18 protein-coding genes are annotated in these 18,467 nt (G+C 60.2%); 11 read left to right on the top strand and 7 right to left on the bottom strand.

All coding sequences use genetic code 11. The features are described 5' to 3' along the window. Positions 1-8: 8 nt before the first annotated feature. From CAG02_RS07020 to CAG02_RS06975, 10 genes are all read left to right on the top strand, one after another. Complete coding sequence (locus tag CAG02_RS07020; protein WP_085708851.1) at positions 9-602, top strand: hypothetical protein; 594 nt, start codon at positions 9-11, stop codon at positions 600-602. Positions 603-701: 99 nt separating this feature from the next. Beyond that, positions 702-2,096 (top strand): TIGR01777 family oxidoreductase, encoded by a 1,395-nt coding sequence (locus CAG02_RS07015; RefSeq protein WP_085708852.1) that lies wholly within the window; start codon positions 702-704, stop codon positions 2,094-2,096. Between the two features lie 9 nt (positions 2,097-2,105). Then, positions 2,106-4,556: an alpha/beta fold hydrolase gene (locus tag CAG02_RS07010; protein ID WP_085708853.1), complete on the top strand. Its 2,451-nt coding sequence runs from the start codon at positions 2,106-2,108 to the stop codon at positions 4,554-4,556. Positions 4,557-4,606: 50 nt separating this feature from the next. Beyond that, the gene (locus tag CAG02_RS07005; RefSeq protein WP_256576834.1) at positions 4,607-5,281 is read left to right on the top strand and encodes a hypothetical protein; all 675 of its coding nucleotides are present in this window, start codon (positions 4,607-4,609) and stop codon (positions 5,279-5,281) included. Positions 5,282-5,411: 130 nt separating this feature from the next. After that, a complete protein-coding gene (locus CAG02_RS07000; protein WP_256576835.1) occupies positions 5,412-5,921 on the top strand; it encodes a hypothetical protein in 510 nt (169 codons plus the stop codon). Positions 5,922-5,994: 73 nt separating this feature from the next. After that, positions 5,995-6,426 carry a hypothetical protein gene (locus CAG02_RS06995; RefSeq protein ID WP_256576836.1) on the top strand — a complete coding sequence of 144 codons (432 nt, stop codon included), beginning with the start codon at positions 5,995-5,997 and terminating at the stop codon, positions 6,424-6,426. 28 nt (positions 6,427-6,454) lie between these two features. Further along, positions 6,455-6,832 carry a hypothetical protein gene (locus tag CAG02_RS06990; protein WP_085708856.1) on the top strand — a complete coding sequence of 126 codons (378 nt, stop codon included), beginning with the start codon at positions 6,455-6,457 and terminating at the stop codon, positions 6,830-6,832. 19 nt (positions 6,833-6,851) lie between these two features. Then, a complete protein-coding gene (locus CAG02_RS06985) occupies positions 6,852-7,718 on the top strand; it encodes a type IV pilus biogenesis/stability protein PilW (protein WP_085708857.1) in 867 nt (288 codons plus the stop codon). A 2-nt stretch (positions 7,719-7,720) separates the two neighbouring features. After that, positions 7,721-8,476, top strand: a complete 756-nt coding sequence (locus tag CAG02_RS06980; protein ID WP_085708858.1) for a lysozyme inhibitor LprI family protein — start codon at positions 7,721-7,723, stop codon at positions 8,474-8,476. A gap of 51 nt (positions 8,477-8,527) precedes the next feature. Then, on the top strand, positions 8,528-9,520 hold the full coding sequence (locus CAG02_RS06975) for a hypothetical protein (RefSeq protein WP_256576837.1): 993 nt from the start codon (positions 8,528-8,530) through the stop codon (positions 9,518-9,520). 560 nt (positions 9,521-10,080) lie between these two features. Here CAG02_RS06975 and CAG02_RS06965 read toward each other — a convergent pair. Continuing rightward, positions 10,081-10,458, bottom strand: a complete 378-nt coding sequence (locus CAG02_RS06965) for a DUF6124 family protein (protein WP_085708860.1) — start codon at positions 10,456-10,458, stop codon at positions 10,081-10,083. 587 nt (positions 10,459-11,045) lie between these two features. Between CAG02_RS06965 and CAG02_RS06960 the strand changes: the two genes are divergently transcribed. After that, positions 11,046-11,429: an SCP2 sterol-binding domain-containing protein gene (locus CAG02_RS06960; RefSeq protein WP_085709252.1), complete on the top strand. Its 384-nt coding sequence runs from the start codon at positions 11,046-11,048 to the stop codon at positions 11,427-11,429. A gap of 71 nt (positions 11,430-11,500) precedes the next feature. Here the strand turns inward: CAG02_RS06960 and CAG02_RS06955 are convergent, their stop codons facing one another. The 6 genes from CAG02_RS06955 to exbB form a co-directional block, all read right to left on the bottom strand. Next, on the bottom strand, positions 11,501-12,901 hold the full coding sequence (locus CAG02_RS06955) for an aminoacyl-tRNA deacylase and HDOD domain-containing protein (protein WP_085708861.1): 1,401 nt from the start codon (positions 12,899-12,901) through the stop codon (positions 11,501-11,503). Between the two features lie 79 nt (positions 12,902-12,980). Then, positions 12,981-15,056, bottom strand: coding sequence for an ATP-dependent DNA helicase RecG (recG, locus tag CAG02_RS06950; RefSeq protein ID WP_007954416.1), 2,076 nt, complete (start codon positions 15,054-15,056; stop codon positions 12,981-12,983). A 9-nt stretch (positions 15,057-15,065) separates the two neighbouring features. After that, positions 15,066-15,995: a hydrogen peroxide-inducible genes activator gene (locus CAG02_RS06945; protein WP_064379831.1), complete on the bottom strand. Its 930-nt coding sequence runs from the start codon at positions 15,993-15,995 to the stop codon at positions 15,066-15,068. Between the two features lie 277 nt (positions 15,996-16,272). Beyond that, positions 16,273-17,022 (bottom strand): energy transducer TonB, encoded by a 750-nt coding sequence (locus CAG02_RS06940; protein WP_085708862.1) that lies wholly within the window; start codon positions 17,020-17,022, stop codon positions 16,273-16,275. Next, positions 17,019-17,447: a TonB system transport protein ExbD gene (gene exbD, locus CAG02_RS06935; RefSeq protein WP_085708863.1), complete on the bottom strand. Its 429-nt coding sequence runs from the start codon at positions 17,445-17,447 to the stop codon at positions 17,019-17,021. The genes CAG02_RS06940 and exbD overlap by 4 nt, the downstream gene beginning before the upstream one ends. Before the next feature lie 6 nt (positions 17,448-17,453). Beyond that, positions 17,454-18,416, bottom strand: coding sequence for a tonB-system energizer ExbB (gene exbB / locus CAG02_RS06930; protein ID WP_085708864.1), 963 nt, complete (start codon positions 18,414-18,416; stop codon positions 17,454-17,456). Between the last annotated feature and the right edge of the window lie 51 nt (positions 18,417-18,467).

Raw genomic sequence — 18,467 nt, 5'->3', positions numbered from 1 at the left:
ATGGAAATGTGTACAAGGACATTCAACTGAGCGTGCCCCAATCTTGTTTCAACTGGGTGTTCGCGTTCTGCACGGTATTTCTATCACCGACAGTATTTGCTCAAGAATCCACCTGCGAGTTTCATGACGTCCAGTCAACCCTTGAGGTGGTCAGTTGCCTCAACGAGGGCACCGTGGAAGTCTTGAAGCTGTCGCCGCGCAATCATCCAGCTAATGAGAGTGATATAGACCGCCTCTCTACGTTTATCGTGCGGGGTAATGACCTCAACGAGGTCAAGAAAACGGTGGGGATGAGTGCTTTGTCGTCGCCCTACAACTTGCTCGTCAAGTTGCCGAATGCTGAGGGAATCATGCATTTCGATCAGTTGCCCGAATCAGCCACTAAAAAACTGGCGATGCCAGGCTGGGTACTGATGGATGCGCGGGATGTCGTGTATGAACGACAGGGTGGCGGGGAAGGTTTTGGACTTGTATGCAGCACCTATGAAAAAGCGACCAGCTCTGAATATTTAGTCGTCACCCAATGTAATAGCTTTTACGAAGAAGATATTGCCAGGTTGAAGAGTTTATTCGGCGTGATCGACGCTCACTCCGCGCAATAGCGATCACTGAACGGGACTAAACGTTTTGTCTTCGCGCGACTGACAACCCCCATTTTCCTTTAAACTCCCCGCCCTCAAGGAACGCGCTCAGGACACGGAATGCCAGCCCCCTCTTTCTCTCTTCGCCCCGCGATGGTGCTTTGGCTGTATGCCGCGGCGATCGTGCATGTGCTCGCCGGTCTCACGCTGACCTGGGCCGGTCATTCCGGATTACTCGACGGCTATTTGCACACCCTCGAACTCGCATTCTGGGGCGCCGATGCGGTCCCTGCCGCCGGTCACGAGCAGCAGGTGTGGTGGCTCGCACTGTTCGGCGCGACGTTGCAAAGTTATTCGCTGTACATGCTCGCGCTGGTGCATTTGGGCAATCGCCTGAAATCACCGAGCGTGTGGGGCTGGCTGATGGCGGGCGTGCTGTTATGGGCGCCGCAGGACATATGGCTTTCAGCGCAAAAACAGGTCTGGTCGCACTTGTGGCTCGACGGTTTCGCGCTGCTGGTGCTGTTGCCGCCGCTGATCTGGTTGCTGCGCCATGATCGTCGGAAATCCCCGCCGGAAAGAACCGCGAGCAAGTCCAACCCCTTTGTCGGCGGTGCCTACAAGCGCGTGCTGATCACCGGGGGCACCGGGTTTATCGGTGAAGCCGTGGTCAATCAGTTACTCGACGCCGGCCACACGGTCAGCGTGTTGGCGCGGGATCCTTTGAAAGCGGCGAACCTGTTCGACGGTCGCGTCCGCTGTGTGCGTTTGTTGAGCGAACTCGGCCGCGACGAACCCTTCGACGTGGTGATCAACCTCGCCGGCGCACCGGTCGCCGGGCCTCGCTGGAGCCCCAAACGGCAGGCGCAACTACTCGCCAGTCGGGTCGATACCACCGAAGCCTTGATGACCTGGCTGAAGCACACGAGCCATAAACCCGCGCTGTGGATTCAGGCCTCGGCCCTCGGTTTTTACGGCGTGCGCGATGCCAGCGAAAGCCTCGATGAACAGGCCAGCAAGGGCGACGGTTTCATGGCCGAACTCTGTGCGCGTTGGGAGGCTTCGGCGCAGCCCGCGACGCAGTTTGGCGTGCGTAAGGTCGTGCTGCGCCTCGGCGTGGTGTTTGGGCCGGGCGGTGCGCTGTTGCCGTTGCTGATCCCGTTCCGTCTGGGTTTCGGCGGGCGCATGGGCGACGGTCAGCAGATCATGAGCTGGGTGCATCGCGACGATGTGATTCAGGTGATCGCTCGATCCTTCCACGATGAAAATTTGCGCGGCACCTACAACATGGTCGCGCCCGAAACCGTCAGTCAGGCAGCGTTCGCCGAGAACGTCGGCAAGGTCCTCAGTCGTCCGGTGTGGTTCCACATTCCAGCAGCGCCCGTGCGTGCGTTGGCCGGGGAAATGGCTCAGCTGTTTTTCGACGGTCAGCGTGTGGTGCCGCGGCGTTTGAGCGAGGCGGGCTACACGTTCCGCTATCCGACCCTCGACGCCGCGCTGCGCGATCTGGCCTGAGGATCGCCCATGAGCAAGCCTTTGATGTACCTGCTGGCCGGCAACGGCAGCGCCGCCGATTGGTGGGATGACGCGCTGCCGCATTTTCAGCGTTACGACGTGGTGCCGCTGGAGCTGCCGGGCTTCGGCGCCAACCCGCAGGCGCCCTGCGAGGATCTGGCGGCTTACGCCCAGACCTTGTTGGCGATGACGCAAAAGGGCGGCGCGATCATGGCCGTCGGAGTCAACGCGTTGCTGGTGCTGCATGCGCTGCAACGTCGGCCCGGGCACTTTGCTCGCAGTGTGTTGCTGGCGCCGGTGGGCGCCTTTTTGTGGCAACGCCGATTGCCGGCGCTGATGTCACCGCTGCCGATCCGCAAGTCCATTCATTGGCTGCTTTCGAACAAACCCACGCTGTTCGCGCGCAAGTTCTCCAACCAGACCTGGACGCCCGCGCAATATCAGCGCATGGGCGCCGGTTATGCGCGCTGTCGTGCGTTTGTGCCGCACTGGGATCTGATCCGTGCCGACACTGCGCTGCCATTGCTGGAGTGGATCACCGACCCGGTCGAGCTGGTCTGGGGCGATCAGGACAAGGTGCTCGGCATCGAACAAGCGGCGGCATGGTCGGCGATTCTTGCGCGCGCAGACCTGACCATCAGCCTCAAACCCGGTTGGGGTCATTACCCGTGGATCGACGCGCCCGCGCAGTTTGCGCAGTGGCTGGAGTCGGGCGAGCGCGGGTTCGTCGCGCACACCAAGGGCGGGCGTTTGCGTCTGGCGGAACTGGCCCGGCAACCGGTGCCGGCGGCGCTGACTCTCAACGATTGCAACGATCCGCGGCTGCCGGCCTTCCTCGCCAGCCAACCACAGGCGACCTGGGCGGTGCGTTCCTCCAGTTATGGCGAAGATCAGGCCGACTCGGCGAATGCGGGTTTGAGCACGACCTATCTGCGCGAGACGGCCGCCAACGTGCCGGCGCGCATTGCCGAGCTGACTGTCGAAGGTGTCGAGGAAGTGGTGGTGCAGCGCTTCATCACGCCACAGGTATCGGGCATTGCGTTTGTGCGTCATCTGTCGGTGGAGCTTGAGTGGGTTGAAGGTCATCTGGAGTCCCTTGCCGACGGTCAGATCAGCCCGGAACGGGCGACGCTTTCGCGGCTCGGCGAAGCCTGGCGCAGTGGCACGTTCACGGCCGCCCACGGTTTGACCGAAGACGTGCTGTGGCGCTTTCTCCAGGATGTCTTGCGGGTGTTTCACTATGTGCCGGGCGATGTCGAATGGGCCTGGGACGGTACGCAACTGTGGCTGCTGCAATATCGGCCGATCAGCGACTACGGCTGGCGCCGCCACCTGACGGCCGCCAACATCGCCGAGATCCTGCCACCACAACCCAGCGTGCTGGTGGAGTACGCCCAGCGCCGGGCCGCTGCGAGCATTCCGGCGATCATGGCCCGTTGGGATGCGCGGGTGTTGCAGGACAACGAGCCGTTCACGGCTGTATTTGTCGGCGCGTCCTACATCAACAATGACCTGTTTCTCGCACGGTTGGCCGACTGGGGTATCAGCGCCAGCAACTATGCCGGTGAAGTCGGCGGCGCGACCCCGCATCTGCCGTGGCGACCGCTGCGGATGTTGCGTTCGCTGCCATTGTTTCTGCGCATGCAACGTATCGCTCGCGGACATTTGCTGAGCCTTGAGCACGGCTTGCAGCGCTTCGACCGGGAGCTGACCGACCTCGTTGCCCAGAGTGCTGACGGTCAGCAACTGGCCGACTGGTTCACCCGGTTCTATGTGTTCGTGGTGCAGGGCAATCTGTGCATCGCCACGGCGCTGGCCAGCAGCGGCGGGGACTGGCTGGGCCGACCACCCACTGCTTACGACAACCTGGAAAACAGCCCCCATCGACTGCCGTGGGAGACCGATCCGGCCACACCTCGACCCACGTCGAGCGCGTTGCCACTACAGGCGTTCCCGCAATGGTCAGGCCTGATCCGCCTCGCCCATTCAATCGGCCTGCCGGGCCTGCGTGGTTACTACCTGCAAGTGCGCGAGTGGTATCGCGACAACCTGATGCGCATCTTCTTCCGCCTGCATCACGCCATGCCTCTGGCGGATCGCGAACACTGGTTTGCGCCGCACCCGGACATCCGCACGCGCGACGGCAGCTTCTGGCAGGACGGTCGCGAAGGTGCCGAACAGGCCACCGGATTCATGATTTACCCGGGGCAGGTGCGGGGCATTCTTGGCGAAGACATCTTGCTGGAAGACACCCTCGATCCCGGGCGTCACGCGCACTATCAGGCAGCGCGGGCGGTGATTGCGCGGATGGGCGGGCGGTTGTCGCATGGTTCGACGTTATTGCGGGAATTGCGCAAGCCCTCGGCGGTGATGCCGCAGGTTGATCTGGCGTGGATCGGGTGTGAAGTGTTGTATCGGGATGGTGAACTGGAATTGATGAATTCGAAGGGTGTGAAGTGAGCGCTCGATACTTCCATGGGTGGATGTCTGTTTTGCTCGTGCTTGGTCAAATGGGCCAGGTCGTTGCCGCCGATGCTGTGATAGTCGGCAATTCAATGGGTCAGTCACAGGTCCTTCACGGCCCGGCGGCGGCAGTTGTAGACATGGGGTCATGTCGGTTTTCCATGCCGCTGCTGCAAGACCAATGGTTGACGTTCGATGATTTCTATCCGGTCTTTGTGGCAGCCAAACAGTTGCCCCAATCGTCCAGCGCGCCTCGCTTGTGGCAAGCGCCAACGTCGAGTGGCTCCGAGTGGTACTTCGAGAAACCCTCTAACCTGCGCCAGCCGTGGTTTGGTTTGATGTGTGAAAGTACGGAGTTCTTTTCCCGCCTCACCGCCTGGAAACCACCGGAAGACGATGCGTTTGCGGTGCAAGTCCTGCGTGATGACAACGACCGAAGGTGCCCGGCGACCCTCACTGATCACGGTTGGGTACCCAACGAGTTGGCGGGTCGTGCGAACACCTACACCTTTGAGCAATGGGGTGGGGAGGCGTCTTCCGGGTTCATCTTCGGCTTCCACGACAAGCCACGACGGCACATTACCCGCGTCGCTTTTTGCCTGCTGCGGGGTAAAGACGTTCTGATCGGCTCGGCGGAGTCAGGCTCGGCCACACCGCTGGTGATCAGCGCCGAAGGATTTGAAGAAATCAAAACAGCGGTGCGCAGCATGGCTTTTGAGTAAGTCTGCAAAGACCGAACGGAGTTAGCGCGTGAAATGTTGCTGGCGAACGGCGCTACGGCGAGCGCGCCCTTTGCTGCGAATGGAAAAACACTCCCGCTGAATTGAGACGGGTTAGTTCAAAGGAAATGAAGTGAAAAGACTGCTGTTGTTATGTATGAGCTGGTTGCCGATGGCAGGGATGGCGTCGGATTTCTGCAACGAGGAAAGCGATACCAAGACTTTTCTTACGCAATGGAAAGACAGTGGGGAAAGTGTCGAAGACATACATTCTGGCTTCTACGATGGCGAATTTTCTCTAGAGCGTGGCAAGGTGGTGTACCAAGGTGATCTCAATGGCGATGGCCGAGACGATTTCATCTTCCTCTCCTATTCAAGTCACGGCTCGGCCGGCGACATGACGTACGCCTTCCTGATCCAATGCCGTGGTTACTTGAAGCATACCGGCGGTGATTACTTTGCCGGGATCAAGGTACTGGATGGTCCGCCGAAGAACGGCGGCGACGTCAAAGACATCGAGATCTATTCCTACATCAGGGATAAACGCGGGCAGATTCGCTACAAAAATAACGTAGCCATGACCCGGCCACATCTGTGGCAATTCAACCCGCAGACACAGCGTTATGAAGGTCAGTCCGAGTAGGTTCCAATTACGGAGTTACAGCGTGAAAGGATGTTCAGTTCTACTCGGTAGTCTCTTGGTCATTGCCACGTCCGTGGCTTACGCCGCCAACCCGGCTTTCAAGGATTACACCGTCTCCCCAGTGTTCGCCGGCACTAATCATGAGCCTGTGCCGCAAGAACACAGCAACTCGATGATGGATAAGGCTCGTGCGCAGGCACTCAAAGGCAAGGTCAACTTTGCCGGCCACTACATCCTGCACCGAGTCGGTTGTGGTGGCAGTGCCATTTGCGGCGAAGTACTGGATGCGCGTACGGGGGAGGTTGTCGGCGGACTGCCGAATGCATACGACGGCAATACCTTCAGCCTGTCGAACCGGCCTGACAGTCGTCTGCTCATTGTTTCCGGCATTGCGGCCGATACCGAAGAGGACGCGCAGGGTAATGAGCTGGAAAGCCGCTACAGAACCCGCTACTTCGAGTTTGTGAACAACGAGTTCCGGCTGCTGACGTTCAAGGATTTGTGATCGCCGTTGTTTGATTAAGGATGATTGGATGAACCGCTTTTCCATTCGGCCCATGCTGAGTGCACTTCTACTGTTGCCCCTCACCTACGCCATTCCGGCAACTGCCGAAGCCGTGAGTTGCTACGGCTATCTCACCGAAATGGTCAGGAGCAGCAACTTCCCGTTCCGCTATGTCGGCAAGGACAAGGTCAACCTGCTGATTGACGATGACGACGGTGAAACCGTGCGAGCCCAGTTGCTCTTTGATACGGACGGCACCGGCACCATCGGCTGGATCAAATACACCCCGGCCACTCGAGTGTTGCTCAATACCTCGGCTGAACTGGAAGAGCCGGTGGAACTGTCATTCGATGCCAAATTCGCCGATGGCTACGCAAAGTGTCTGGCTGGACAACAGGCCGGTTAACGGCAAAAGGGAATTTTCCATGAGTCAGCATCTTCTCGCGGGCAGCCTTAAGTGGGTATCGATGATCGGCTGTCTGTTCGGAGCTATGAGCGCCTATGCCGAAGACCCGCCAATAGTCGGCGTCAACGGGAACACGGTGTCATTTCGGGCTACAGAATGGGCGATGCCCGGTGTGGATTCGGCGACTGCATGGTTCACCGCCAATGGCAAAACCTTTCCGCTCTTTGGCGCCGATATTGGCGCCGATGGGCACTCCAATATGCTCAGTCCTGACAAGAAAACCTTGCTGCTCGACCCGGTGATCTTCGGCATGTTGTCGGACGAAAACGGTGAAGAGAAGCTAGTGTCGCAACAGCATTGCACGGTGATCTCCATGGAGACCGGTTGTGTGCTGGCTGATCGTTCGGCCACTTTTTGTGTCGGCCAGTGGAAGGGCAATCAGTGGGTTACCGGCGACGGCGATGTGCTCACTCCCGCCCTGGAGACGAGGTCTCCAAAGGACTTGCTGAAACATGTCTCAAGTAACGAACCGGCGCAGTCCCGTGCAGAGTCCATCGAATGGGGTCTGGTCTTTTTAAGTCCAGAGTCTTACATGGCGTGTCACCCCCCGGCGCAAAATGTTCAGGCCTATAACGACCTTGGCTTTTACTTGGCCGAGGGCGGCAAAGATGAGCTTGCACTGAAGTTCTATCGCGGAGTTGAGGCCGTCGGTAAACGCACAGTGCTGATGTTGAACATCGCCGACTCACTCTGGCGCCTTGATCGCAAAGACGAAGCGCAGCGTTATTACAGCCAGTACCGCGACGCGATGAGCGCCGACGGCAAGGCGCAGAAAATACCTCAACGCGTAGTTGAGCGATCCGTCATTCAGGGAATGAAACATTGAACATGTTTGTGCGCTTTATCGCGTTGTCCTTAGGCCTGCTGTCCGCTTCAATCGCGCTCGCTGAGGACAACTGCAAAGTCATCACGGTGAGCTGGCAATACGACCAATGCGTGGAAGCCGACCGCAAGAGTGCCGATGCAAAACTCAATGCCAGCTACAAACTATTGATGACTCGATTCGAGTCTCAATGGAAGCGTCAGCCTGAACAAGCGAAGGCTTACATGGCCATGGCCAGAGACTCGCAACGCGCGTGGATCAAGTTGCGCGACACCATATGCCCTCTCGAAGCCATAGAGACTGAAACCGGATCCAAGGCATATGCCACGCTGACCAATAACTGCATCGCCAGAATGAGTCTGGAGCGAGCCGCTTATCTGGACACTGTCGCGCCGGATGATCCGAGTGAAGTGGTCGATGTCGCCAAGGTTTCCAACTCTGCCTCTCAACGCTTTGGTGGTGTTGTTGCTCGTTATGTCACCACGTTTGGTAGTCCGTGCCTCGATGTGCAAATTCTTGCGCCGGACGGCAATTGGAGGGTGTTGTCGTCCAGGCGCTTTTGCAGTTTTGACGGCAAGTCGTTCAGGTCGGGTTATAGCTATGCCGGGTTTGAGGATCACGTATTTGCGGACGACGGTTTGCATGTGACGCTTAGCTTGTTTGAGCTTCGTGGGGGCGCAGACACGCGCCTCGCCTGTGTGATTCCGATTCAGAACGAGCAGATCAAAGAGCTGAAATGTGGCGCACCTGAGTCATCGTGAAACCAAAAGCGTAAATATTTAAAAGATTGATCAGCAGGGAAGTGATCGGAATTGAACAGGCTCTTAAGTTGTTTTGGTGTGCTCGGGCTCATCGTCGGCTTGTCGACTCAGCCGGCATCGGCAAGTGACCTACAAACCATCGGAGAACTGCATCCCCCGGTGGTTGCTTCGTTGGGTGATCAAAAGATCACGGTGTTCTTTTTGAAGAACAACCTTAAGGATCAGGTTAGAGACGTGCATGTGCCTGATGCCGAGATTTTCTACGCGCCCACGAATGCGGTGAAACCTTCGCTGAATTATGTGTGGAAGGTTGAAGGCGAACAGATTGCCTCGGTGTTCTTCTTCGAGCGCAAATTCCCTGAGCGAGCGGGGAAGTCCATGTTTGTCCTGACAAAACACAAAGTTCTGCACGAGCCTTTCGAAGGAGATTCCTATTCGGTGCTGGAACTGCCGCTCTTCAAGGACGGCGACCACTTGGCTTTGCAGTTCTTTCGGGGTGACCCGCCAGACCCTGAGTTGCAGAACTGCCTTGACGGTATAAATCGGGAAGATGGCTTAGAAGTCGTGTGTGCTTACAAGGATGCGGCGAGCATCAAGAAGTACTTGGCGGACCTGGATGGAAGGATGATTTCGGATTCGAAACTGGATCAGGGCAACCGTCAGAAGCCACTCAAAACCGAGGGTGACAAGGCCAGTGCCGCTTGCCCCTCACCCGACTTTTCTACATTTCTCTCAGCCTTCTCTGAACGCGCGGACGTGCAGAAAGCCTTCGTCCAGCAGCCGCTGAAAATGGTCACGACTGTGGCCGGTGATCCCGAGCCCGAGATGCAAAAAAGCAGCCTCAGCGGTGATCAGCTCAAGTTCCCGATCATGCCGGATCTGGCGAAGCGAGAGGCTCAGGGCCTGACGTTGACTGTCAAGGAAGAGCAGGGTGATCACGCCGTCGCCATCCTGCAGAAACCGGATACCGATTATGTCTTCGAGTATCGGTTTGTTCGAGGGGCGTGCTGGGTGCTTGAAGAGGTTTTGGACTTTTCGCTCTAGCGCTTCGTAATCATCTGAACGGTTGCCATGCAGTTTTGTGGTTATCACCTACCGCTTAAGGAACGACCAGTTTGAAGTATTTGTCTGTGCTGCCTTTGGTTGCGCTATTGCTCTGTCCTTTAGCTGCCTATGGGGAACTCACAACCGAGGTTCGCTGTTTTCGTTCGTCGGAAGGTAAGAACATCAATTTTGAGTTCAGGACGTATCACGACTCCGTGTCCACATGGGGCGGGGTGGGTGTCCGGTATAGGCAGTCCAAGCGATTTATTACGCTTGTGCATCGGAACACCGAGCAAGAAATCCTGGCAGAGGATCGACCGTATGAGTTCACGACGACTTGGGTGGAGGTCTCCGAAGGTGCTCTGACAGGTGAATATGAGATGGTCAGTCAGGGTGCCCGTGTCTACAGCATGGTCTACACGAACTACAAGTCTGGGAAGAAGTACTCATTCGAGGAAGATTTCGGGATAGATTTTTCACCTGAGACGGGTTGCCAGTGGTGATCCCGAAATTATGAGAAAAGGGGACTTAAAGTCCCCTTTTTTCCGCCCGCAATTCAGTTACGGTTTGGCCTGATACTCCCGAAACTCAATGTGATCGAGCGTGCCTTCCACCATCAACCGCACGCCGTCCGCCATTCTGCTCAGGCCCAGTGCCATCGAGCGGCGGGGGCCGTCGAGGTCGTCGGCCAGGTTGGCGGCGATGGCGCTGATGGACAGCAGGTCTTCGGAGGCGTTGGCCATGAGGGCTTCGGCGTCGGCGTTGGGGCAGAGGGCGAACAGGCCGCCCAGGCGTTTGGGGCGTGAGGCTCTGGGTTTGAAGTGGTGGTCGAGGGCGCGTTCGGCGGCTTCGTGGAGTTTCTTTGAATCGAGGGATTCGTAGGGAGAGGTTTCCGGGTTTTCTGGAATTTCGGGGGGATTCGGTGTTGGTTTGATCATTGCGCAGCTTCCTGGAATTGTGAGGCCGACACCCATTCGCTTTGCACTTCGAAATAGGTGGCAGCTGTGCGTTGGTGTGCAAGACCGGTCCAGGTGCCCGGCAGACCCGAAGGTCTCCGACGCACAGCCGCCATAACGATCCGCGAGCATAGGAAAAGGCTCGGCGAAATGCCATTGCGATTGTGCACCTGAACCGGACTTGCACGTCCGAGTCACCGATTTTGCGGCGACACACAGAGGCTATCGACGATGGTCCAGCCTGCCTAGTTCATGGACAGCACCGCAGTTTGAAGGACATTTCCCAAGGAATTGCGGGTTAGAGGAACAAGAAACCACAGCCTTCGGCAGCTCCTACAGGAATGTGTTTCTTCAGGTGTAGGACGGGGGGATGGTGTGACGCGGAGCGTCACGGGAGGCATTCCTACGCAGAGCGTGGGAACGATCAAGTCCTGAGAGTGAAGTCGTGACTTGGCAGTCATCTTTCAGGAAAAGCCATGCATCGTCTTCTATCAATCCAAGATAGTGGCGAATCCGTCCGAATCCCTTACACTCCCCCAGCCGTTCATTTTCCTTTTGAGGCTGTGCGCATGAAATTTCGTTTTCTACTGTGGATACTGGGTCTGTTGATGGGTAAGGCCAGTCGGACAAATCCTGCGTTCCAGCAGCAGTTGGGTGACAAGGATCTGGTGTTTCAGCTACAGACTCTGGACGGGAAAGTGGCGCGGCATTTCGTGGTGAAGGACCAGCGCATTACCAGCAAGTCCGGGGTGGTGGCGGAGCCGGCGTTTGCGATTGCCTTTAAAGACGCGGCGTTCGGGTTTGCCACGATGCAGGCGAAGAACAAGCAGCTGGCGTTCATGCAGGGGATTCAGGACAAGTCGATCCAGCTCAAGGGCAATCCGGCGCTGGTGATGTGGTTTCAGGGGTTGATGAAGTATTTGAAGCCGAGGAAGGCCAAGCCGAAGGCTTGAGTCCGGTGTGAACGATCAACAAAAAAGGCCCCACACTCGTGTGAGTGTGGGGCCTTTTTTATGGGCGCAAATCAGGCCTGGCTGAACTGCGAAGCCAGTTCACGCAGCAGCACTTCAGCCTCAAGCACTTTGCTGACCACATCATTGGCCTTGTCACGAGTCAAACCAACACGCTCCAGCAACGCATCCGGAATGTCTTCATCCGGCCCGGAGCCGATCCCGCGACCACGCAGCAGGCGCACGGCCAGGCAGACGAGGTTCGGGTATTCGGCGTAGGCGCCGTCGTAGTTCGGGTCGTGCTGGAAGCGCAGGGCGGTGGCCAGTTCGTCCGGCATGTCCCAGTAGCGCATCAGCCAGGAGCCGATCTGTTCGCGGCTGATGCCCAGCAGGTGTTGCTCGACATAGCTGTGGCACAGGTGCGGGTTGACCTCCAGGTGGCGGCAGATCAGCGAGAAGTGCGGCGGGAACACGTGGGCCAGCAGCAGGTAGCCGAAGTTGTGCAGCAAACCAGCGAGGTAGGTCAGGCCGGCTTCCGGGCGCTGGGCGCGCGGCATGGCGCGGGTCAGGCCTTCGATGACGGCGGCGGTGTAGATCGACTGCTGCCAGTACGGCGTGGTGTGTTGCGGGTGATCCTTGGGCAGGCTCAGGGTCTTGCCGAGGGCCAGGCCCAGCGCCAGGTTGATCACCAGATCGAAGCCCAGCACGCGGACGATCGCGTCTTCCACCGAACGGATCTTGCCCGGCGAGGCGTAGTACGGTGACGCCGCCCAGCTCACCACTTGTGCGGCCAGCGCCGGGTCGGTTTCGACCACGCCGGTGATGTCGTCGATGGTGGCGTTCGGGTCGACGCGCAGCTTGATGATTTTTTGTGCGGTTTCGGCCAGCGGCGGAATCTCGATGGTCGCTTCCAGTCGCTGCTGGATGCGCCGCGCGGTGAACGCCTGCACGGCCTGGGTGATTTCCTCGCGGTCATCGTCCGGGCGGTCGAGGTTCGGGCGGATGCTGCTCAGGGCTTCGCCGAAGTTGGCGGCGCTGGCCTTGGTCAGCATGGTCTTGAAGTCTTCGCTGGCGATTTCCAGCAGCAGGCCCGGCTCGCCGGAGTTGATCAGCAGCTTCGGCTCGCGCAGCAGGCTTTCTTCGTAGAGGCACGGCGAGCTGGTCAGCGCCGGCAGGCCCGGCAGCAGGCTCAGGCTGTGTTTGCCGAGCATCTTTTCCAGGCGCTCGGTGGACACGGCGGTCAGGCGACGGCCCGTCAGCTCGGCGAGGCGGTTGAGATCCAGCAACTGGCTCTGTGGAAACAGCACCATCAGCGCGCCGACCGCGTCGTCCAGCAACACGGCCTGCACTTTGCGCGAGGCGTTGAGGCCGTGGTGGTCGAGCACTTCTTCGTAGGCGACGCCCAGCTTGTTGAGCAGCAGCCGAATAACAGACGGAGCGTGCGGGGATTCGGGGGCGAGAGCAGCTTCGGTCATGGTCTGTATCCGTTTTTGAAACAATTGCTGGAGTATAACCAGCTTGGTTGGAACGAGCTTTGAGAAACTGCGACGGTGCTCACACTTGGCCGTATTGCTGCCCGTGTCGCAGCCAGCGGTCGAGCAACGGGCTGACGTGGGTCGGCCAGCGTTCGAGCAAGGCCTGGGCGGCATCGCGCACGGCGGGCAACAGATCGGCGTCGCGCATCAGGTCGGCGACCTTGAATTGCAGCAGGCCGGTCTGGCGGGTGCCGAGCATTTCGCCGGGGCCGCGCAGTTCGAGGTCTTTTTCGGCGATGACGAAACCGTCGTTGGTCTCGCGCATGATGCCCAGACGCTGGCGGCCGATCTGTGACAGCGGCGGATGGTAGAGCAGCACGCAATGGCTGACCGCGCTGCCCCGGCCGACGCGGCCGCGCAACTGGTGCAGTTGCGCCAGGCCGAGGCGTTCCGGGTTTTCGATGATCATCAGGCTGGCGTTGGGCACGTCCACGCCGACTTCGATCACGGTGGTGGCAACCAGCAGTTGCAGGTTGCCGGCCTTGAATTCGGCCATGACGGCGGCTTTCTCGGCGGGCTTCATGCGGCCGTGGATCAGCCCGACCTTTAACTCGCCGAGGGCGGCGGTCAGGTCTTCAAAAGTGGTTTCGGCGGCCTGGCAGGTCAGCTCTTCGGACTCTTCGATCAGCGTGCACACCCAATAGGCCTGACGGCCCTCGGCGCAGGCGCTGCGCACCCGCTCGATGACTTCGACGCGGCGGGTGTCGGTGACCAGCACGGTGTTGACCGGGGTTCGGCCGGGCGGCAGTTCGTCGAGGATCGAGGTGTCGAGGTCGGCGTAAGCGCTCATCGCCAGCGTCCGCGGAATCGGCGTGGCGGTCATGATCAATTGGTGCGGACACATGCGCCCACCGACACCTTTCTGCCGCAGCGCCAGACGCTGTTGCACGCCGAAGCGGTGTTGTTCGTCGATGATCACCAGCGCGAGGTTCTTGAACTGCACTTCGTCCTGGAACAGCGCGTGGGTGCCGACCACCATCGGCGTGCCGCTGGCGATCTGCTCCAGCGCGGCGACGCGGTTCTTGCCCTTGAGCTTGCCGGCCAGCCATGCCACCTCGATGCCCAGCGGTTCGAGCCAGCGCTTGAAGGTGATGAAGTGCTGCTCGGCGAGGATCTCGGTCGGCGCCATCAGTGCGACCTGATAACCCGCTTCCAGTGCTTGCAGTGCGGCAAGGGCGGCGACCACGGTTTTGCCCGCGCCAACGTCGCCCTGAATCAGCCGCAGCATCGGTTCGTGCTGGCTGAGGTCGTAGGCGATTTCGTTGCCGACTCGTTGCTGAGCGCCGGTCGGGTTGAAGCCGAGGTTGGCCAGGTATTTCGCCGGCAGCTTGGTGGCTTTCGGCATGGCCGGTGCGCGCAGCGAGCGCATGCTTTCGCGCAGGCGCTGCTGCGATAGCTGGTGAGTCAGCAGTTCTTCGAAAGCCAGACGATGCTGGGCCCAGTGATGGCCGAGGGCGAGTTCGTCGACGTCGGCATCGGCGGGCGGGTTGTGCAGGTAGCGGATCGCGTCGGCCAGCGGCGCCAGTTGATAGTCGCGGGCCAGTTCGGTCGGCAGCCAGTCGGGCAGGGTGGCCGGTTTCAGCAGGGTCAGGGTCTGCATGCACAACTGACGCAGGCGCGCCTGGGTCAGGCCTTCGGTCAGCGGGTAGACCGGGGTCAGGGTTTCATCCACCGGCGGCGGCTCGTCGCCGTTGATGGCGCGGTATTCCGGGTGGTAGATCTCAAGGCCTGACGCGCCGGGCCGGGCCTCGCCGTAGCAGCGAATCCGCGTGCCGCGCTTGAGGCCTTCTTTCTGCGCGTTGCTGAAGTGATAGAAGCGCAGGCTCAAGCCGCCGGTGCCGTCCTGCAAACGCACGACAAGGCTGCGGCGCCGGCCCATGACCACATCGGCGCCGCTGACGGTGCCTTCGACCACGGCGTCCTGACCCGGCCGTAACGCGCCGATCGGCACCACGCGGGTGCGATCCTGATAACGCAGCGGCAGGTGGAACAGCACGTCCTGGAGGTTCTCCAGGCCGACCTTGGCCAGTTTCTCGGCCATGGCTTCACCGACACCCTTGAGTGCGGTGACCGACACCTGCGACAGCTCAGTCATGACGCTGGCTTAACCGGCCGTAACCGGCGCGGCAGGTTTGGCGACCGAGCACAGGCGAATGGAGTCGGCGAGGATCTCGATGGCTTTCGGCCGCGGGAAGCTCGCGCGCCAGGCGATGGCCACGGTGCGGAACGGCACCGGTGCCGACAGCGGGCGCACTTCGATCACGCCCGGGGCGTAGTGATGGCTGTCCACCGCCGACAGCGGCAGGATCGAGATGCCCAGGCCGGACGCGACCATGTGGCGAATGGTTTCCAGCGAGCTGGATTCGACCGTGGTGTGCTTGGCGCCGTCGTTGCCCTTGGTCAGGGTCGGGCAGGCTTCCAGCACCTGATCGCGGAAGCAGTGGCCTTCGCCGAGCAGCAGCAGGCTCTTGTCGTTGAGCAGCGCGGCGTCGATGGATTCTTTCTGGGTCCACGGGTGCTGGGCCGGCATCAGGACGTAGAACGGCTCGTCGTAGAGCGGCAGGGTCAGCACGTCGGCTTCGTTGAACGGCAGGGCGATGATGATCGCGTCCAGCTCGCCGTTGCGCAGTTTGTCGCGCAATACGTGGGTGAAGTTTTCTTCGATGTACAACGGCATCTGCGGGGCGACCCGGTGCAGTTGCGGAATCAGGTGCGGGAACAGGTACGGGCCGACGGTGTAGATTGCGCCGACTTTCAGCGGGGCGGTCAGCTGGTTCTTGCCGGCCTGGGCCAGTTCGCGGATGCCCTGGGCCTGCTCCAGCACTTTCTGCGCCTGGGCGACGATGCCTTCGCCGACCGGGGTCAGGCGCACGGCGCTTTTGCTGCGCTCGAAAATCAGCACACCGAGTTCGTCTTCAAGCTTTTTCACGCCCACCGACAAGGTCGGCTGGCTGACGTGGCAACGCTCGGCCGCGTGGCCGAAATGCTGCTCTTGGGCGAGGGTAACGATGTAGCGTAATTCTGTGAGAGTCATAGCAAGCGTCCATGAAGATGCGGGCCAAGCATACCGGCTGCAATCGATAGACGCACGTTATCAGACTGAGTGATGAATGCGACACCGGGCAATGCCGGTTTGCCGTTGGCAGATATGAGAAAGGCACCTTTCGGTGCCTTTCTGGCTGGATTTTTCCGGTTGCCATAGAACCCTGTGGGAGCGAGCTTGCTCGCGAAAGCGGCGTATCAGCCGAAGCAGCACTGGCTGACAAGGCCCCATCGCGAGCAAGCTCGCTCCCACAGGTTTTGCGGTTTTCTTAGCGGCGGCGTTCCAGCGAGTAAACAAACGGCGCAACAATTTCGATCGAGCCATTGGTCAACATGTCGGCCGGTGGCTTGGGCAGCGGTTGGGCGCGGCGGATCATGTCCAGGGTGGCCCGGTCCAGATCGGCGTTGCCGGAGCGGCCCACCAGTTCGAACGACAATACGTTGCCTTCGCCATCGACCACGAAACGCAGCCGGTTCAAGCCTTCCTTGCCCCGTGCCTGTGCGCTTGCCGGGTACTTCTTGTACTTCTGCAAATGCGCGAGCAGGGTGCCTTGCCAACTGGCCTTGGCCGCCAGTTGTGCTGGCGACGGGCCCGGTGCCGGCTGGGCGGATTTCTCCGTCGGCGCCTGGGTCTGCTGAGGTTCCGCCGGTTTTTCCTCGGAAGGTTTTTCCTTCACCGGCTCCGGTTTCTTCTCAACCGGTTTTGGCGGTTGCGGCTTTGGCTTGGGTTTTGGCTTCGGCTTGGGTACGGCAATCTCTGCCTTGGGGGCTTCGGCCAGTTTCGGGATCGGCAGTTCTTCGACCGGAGCCGGTGGCTGCGGTGGTGTGACGACTTTCGGCGGTGCAGGCGGTGGCGGGGCCGGAACCGGTGCCAGCTCGACCATCATTGCCTGCGGCGGCAGTTCGATGGGCGGGCGGGCGGTCCAGTTCAGCGCCAGCGCGATGGCCAGCGCATGAACGCCCAGCACCACGGCCAGGCTACCGCTGTAACGCGTCAGCTTATGGCGCGTCGTGATCATTTCTTGACTGCGCTCTCGAGGCCGACCAGACCAACCTTCAGGTAACCGGCGCTGCGCAGCTTGTCCATCACGCTCATCAGGTCGCCGTAATCCACGCCTTTGTCGGCCTGGAAGAAGATGGTGGTGTCTTTCTTGCCATGGGTCCTGGCGTCGAGCACGGCGCCGAGGGTTTCGGCTTTGACTTCGTCGTCACCGATGTACAGGCGCTGGTCAGCCTTGACGCTGAGGAACACCGGTTTCTCTGGCCGTGGCGCCGGTTTGGCAGTCGACGCAGGCAGGTCGACCTTGATGTCCACAGTGGCCAGCGGAGCAGCCACCATGAAGATGATCAACAGCACCAGCATCACGTCGATGAACGGCGTGACGTTGATTTCGTGGTTCTCGGCCAGATCGTCGTCTGCGCCTTCTTTCAAATGCAGGCCCATGGCCGATTACCCCACTTTGACCATGTGCGGCTGCGAGCTGCTGCGCTCAGGCTGGTGGTCAAGGTCGCGGCTGACCAGCAGCAGGACTTCTGCCGACGCATCGGACACCTGAGCCTTGTAACCGGCGATGGAGCGGGCGAACACGTTGTAGATGACCACGGCAGGAATCGCAGCGACCAGACCCAGTGCGGTGGCCAGCAGCGCTTCAGCGATGCCCGGGGCCACGACAGCGAGGTTGGTGGTCTGGGTTTTGGCGATGCCGATGAAGCTGTTCATGATGCCCCACACGGTGCCGAACAGACCGACGAACGGTGCGGTGGAACCGATGGTGGCGAGAACGCCGGTGCCGCTGCTCATGTTGCGGCCACAGGCGGCCACCAGACGCTCGAGGCGGAAGCTGACGCGTTCCTTGATGCCTTCTTTCTCGCGGGAGTTGACCGACAGACGCATCTCTTCGAGGGCGTCGTGGACCAGCAGGTTGGCGAGGGTGCCTTCCTTCGCCGCAGTGGCGCTGGCTTCTTTAAGGGTGGTGGCTTTTTTCAGGGCAGCGATTTCGCCACGCAGACGACGCTTGGCACCCATCAGCTCGAAGCCTTTGGCAATCCAGATGGTCCAGGTGATGATCGAAGCGATGGCCAGGCCGATCATCACCATCTTCACGATGATGTCGGCGTTCTGATACATACCCCATGGCGACAGGTCGTGGGCCATGCCCAGCGTGTTGTCGGCTTCGAGGACTTCAGGTGCGTCTTCGGCGCTGGCGTCCACGGCCTGAACCGGGTCGGTCGCGGCCGGCGCGGCGGCAGGGGCAGCCGGTGCAGCCTGCTCGTGGGCGGCTGGAGTGGCCGGCGCCTGGGCGTCAGCGAAAGCGGCGGTTGGCGCCAGCATCAGGCTGAGGAGCAGGGCAGCCACCGCGCTCCAGGCGCGAGGTCGGTTGGTTGGCGAAGCGGGGGTTTGAATGCGTGTCATGCTGGCCGGACCTGAGGTAGAAAAACGGTGATGCTCTTCCAGGCCTCGTGA

It is taken from the genome of Pseudomonas sp. R43(2017), assembly GCF_002112345.1.
GTDB lineage: Bacteria > Pseudomonadota > Gammaproteobacteria > Pseudomonadales > Pseudomonadaceae > Aquipseudomonas > Aquipseudomonas kribbensis.
Note: the sequence above shows the minus strand (reverse complement) of the source record. Positions and strands in the feature narration are given on the sequence as shown.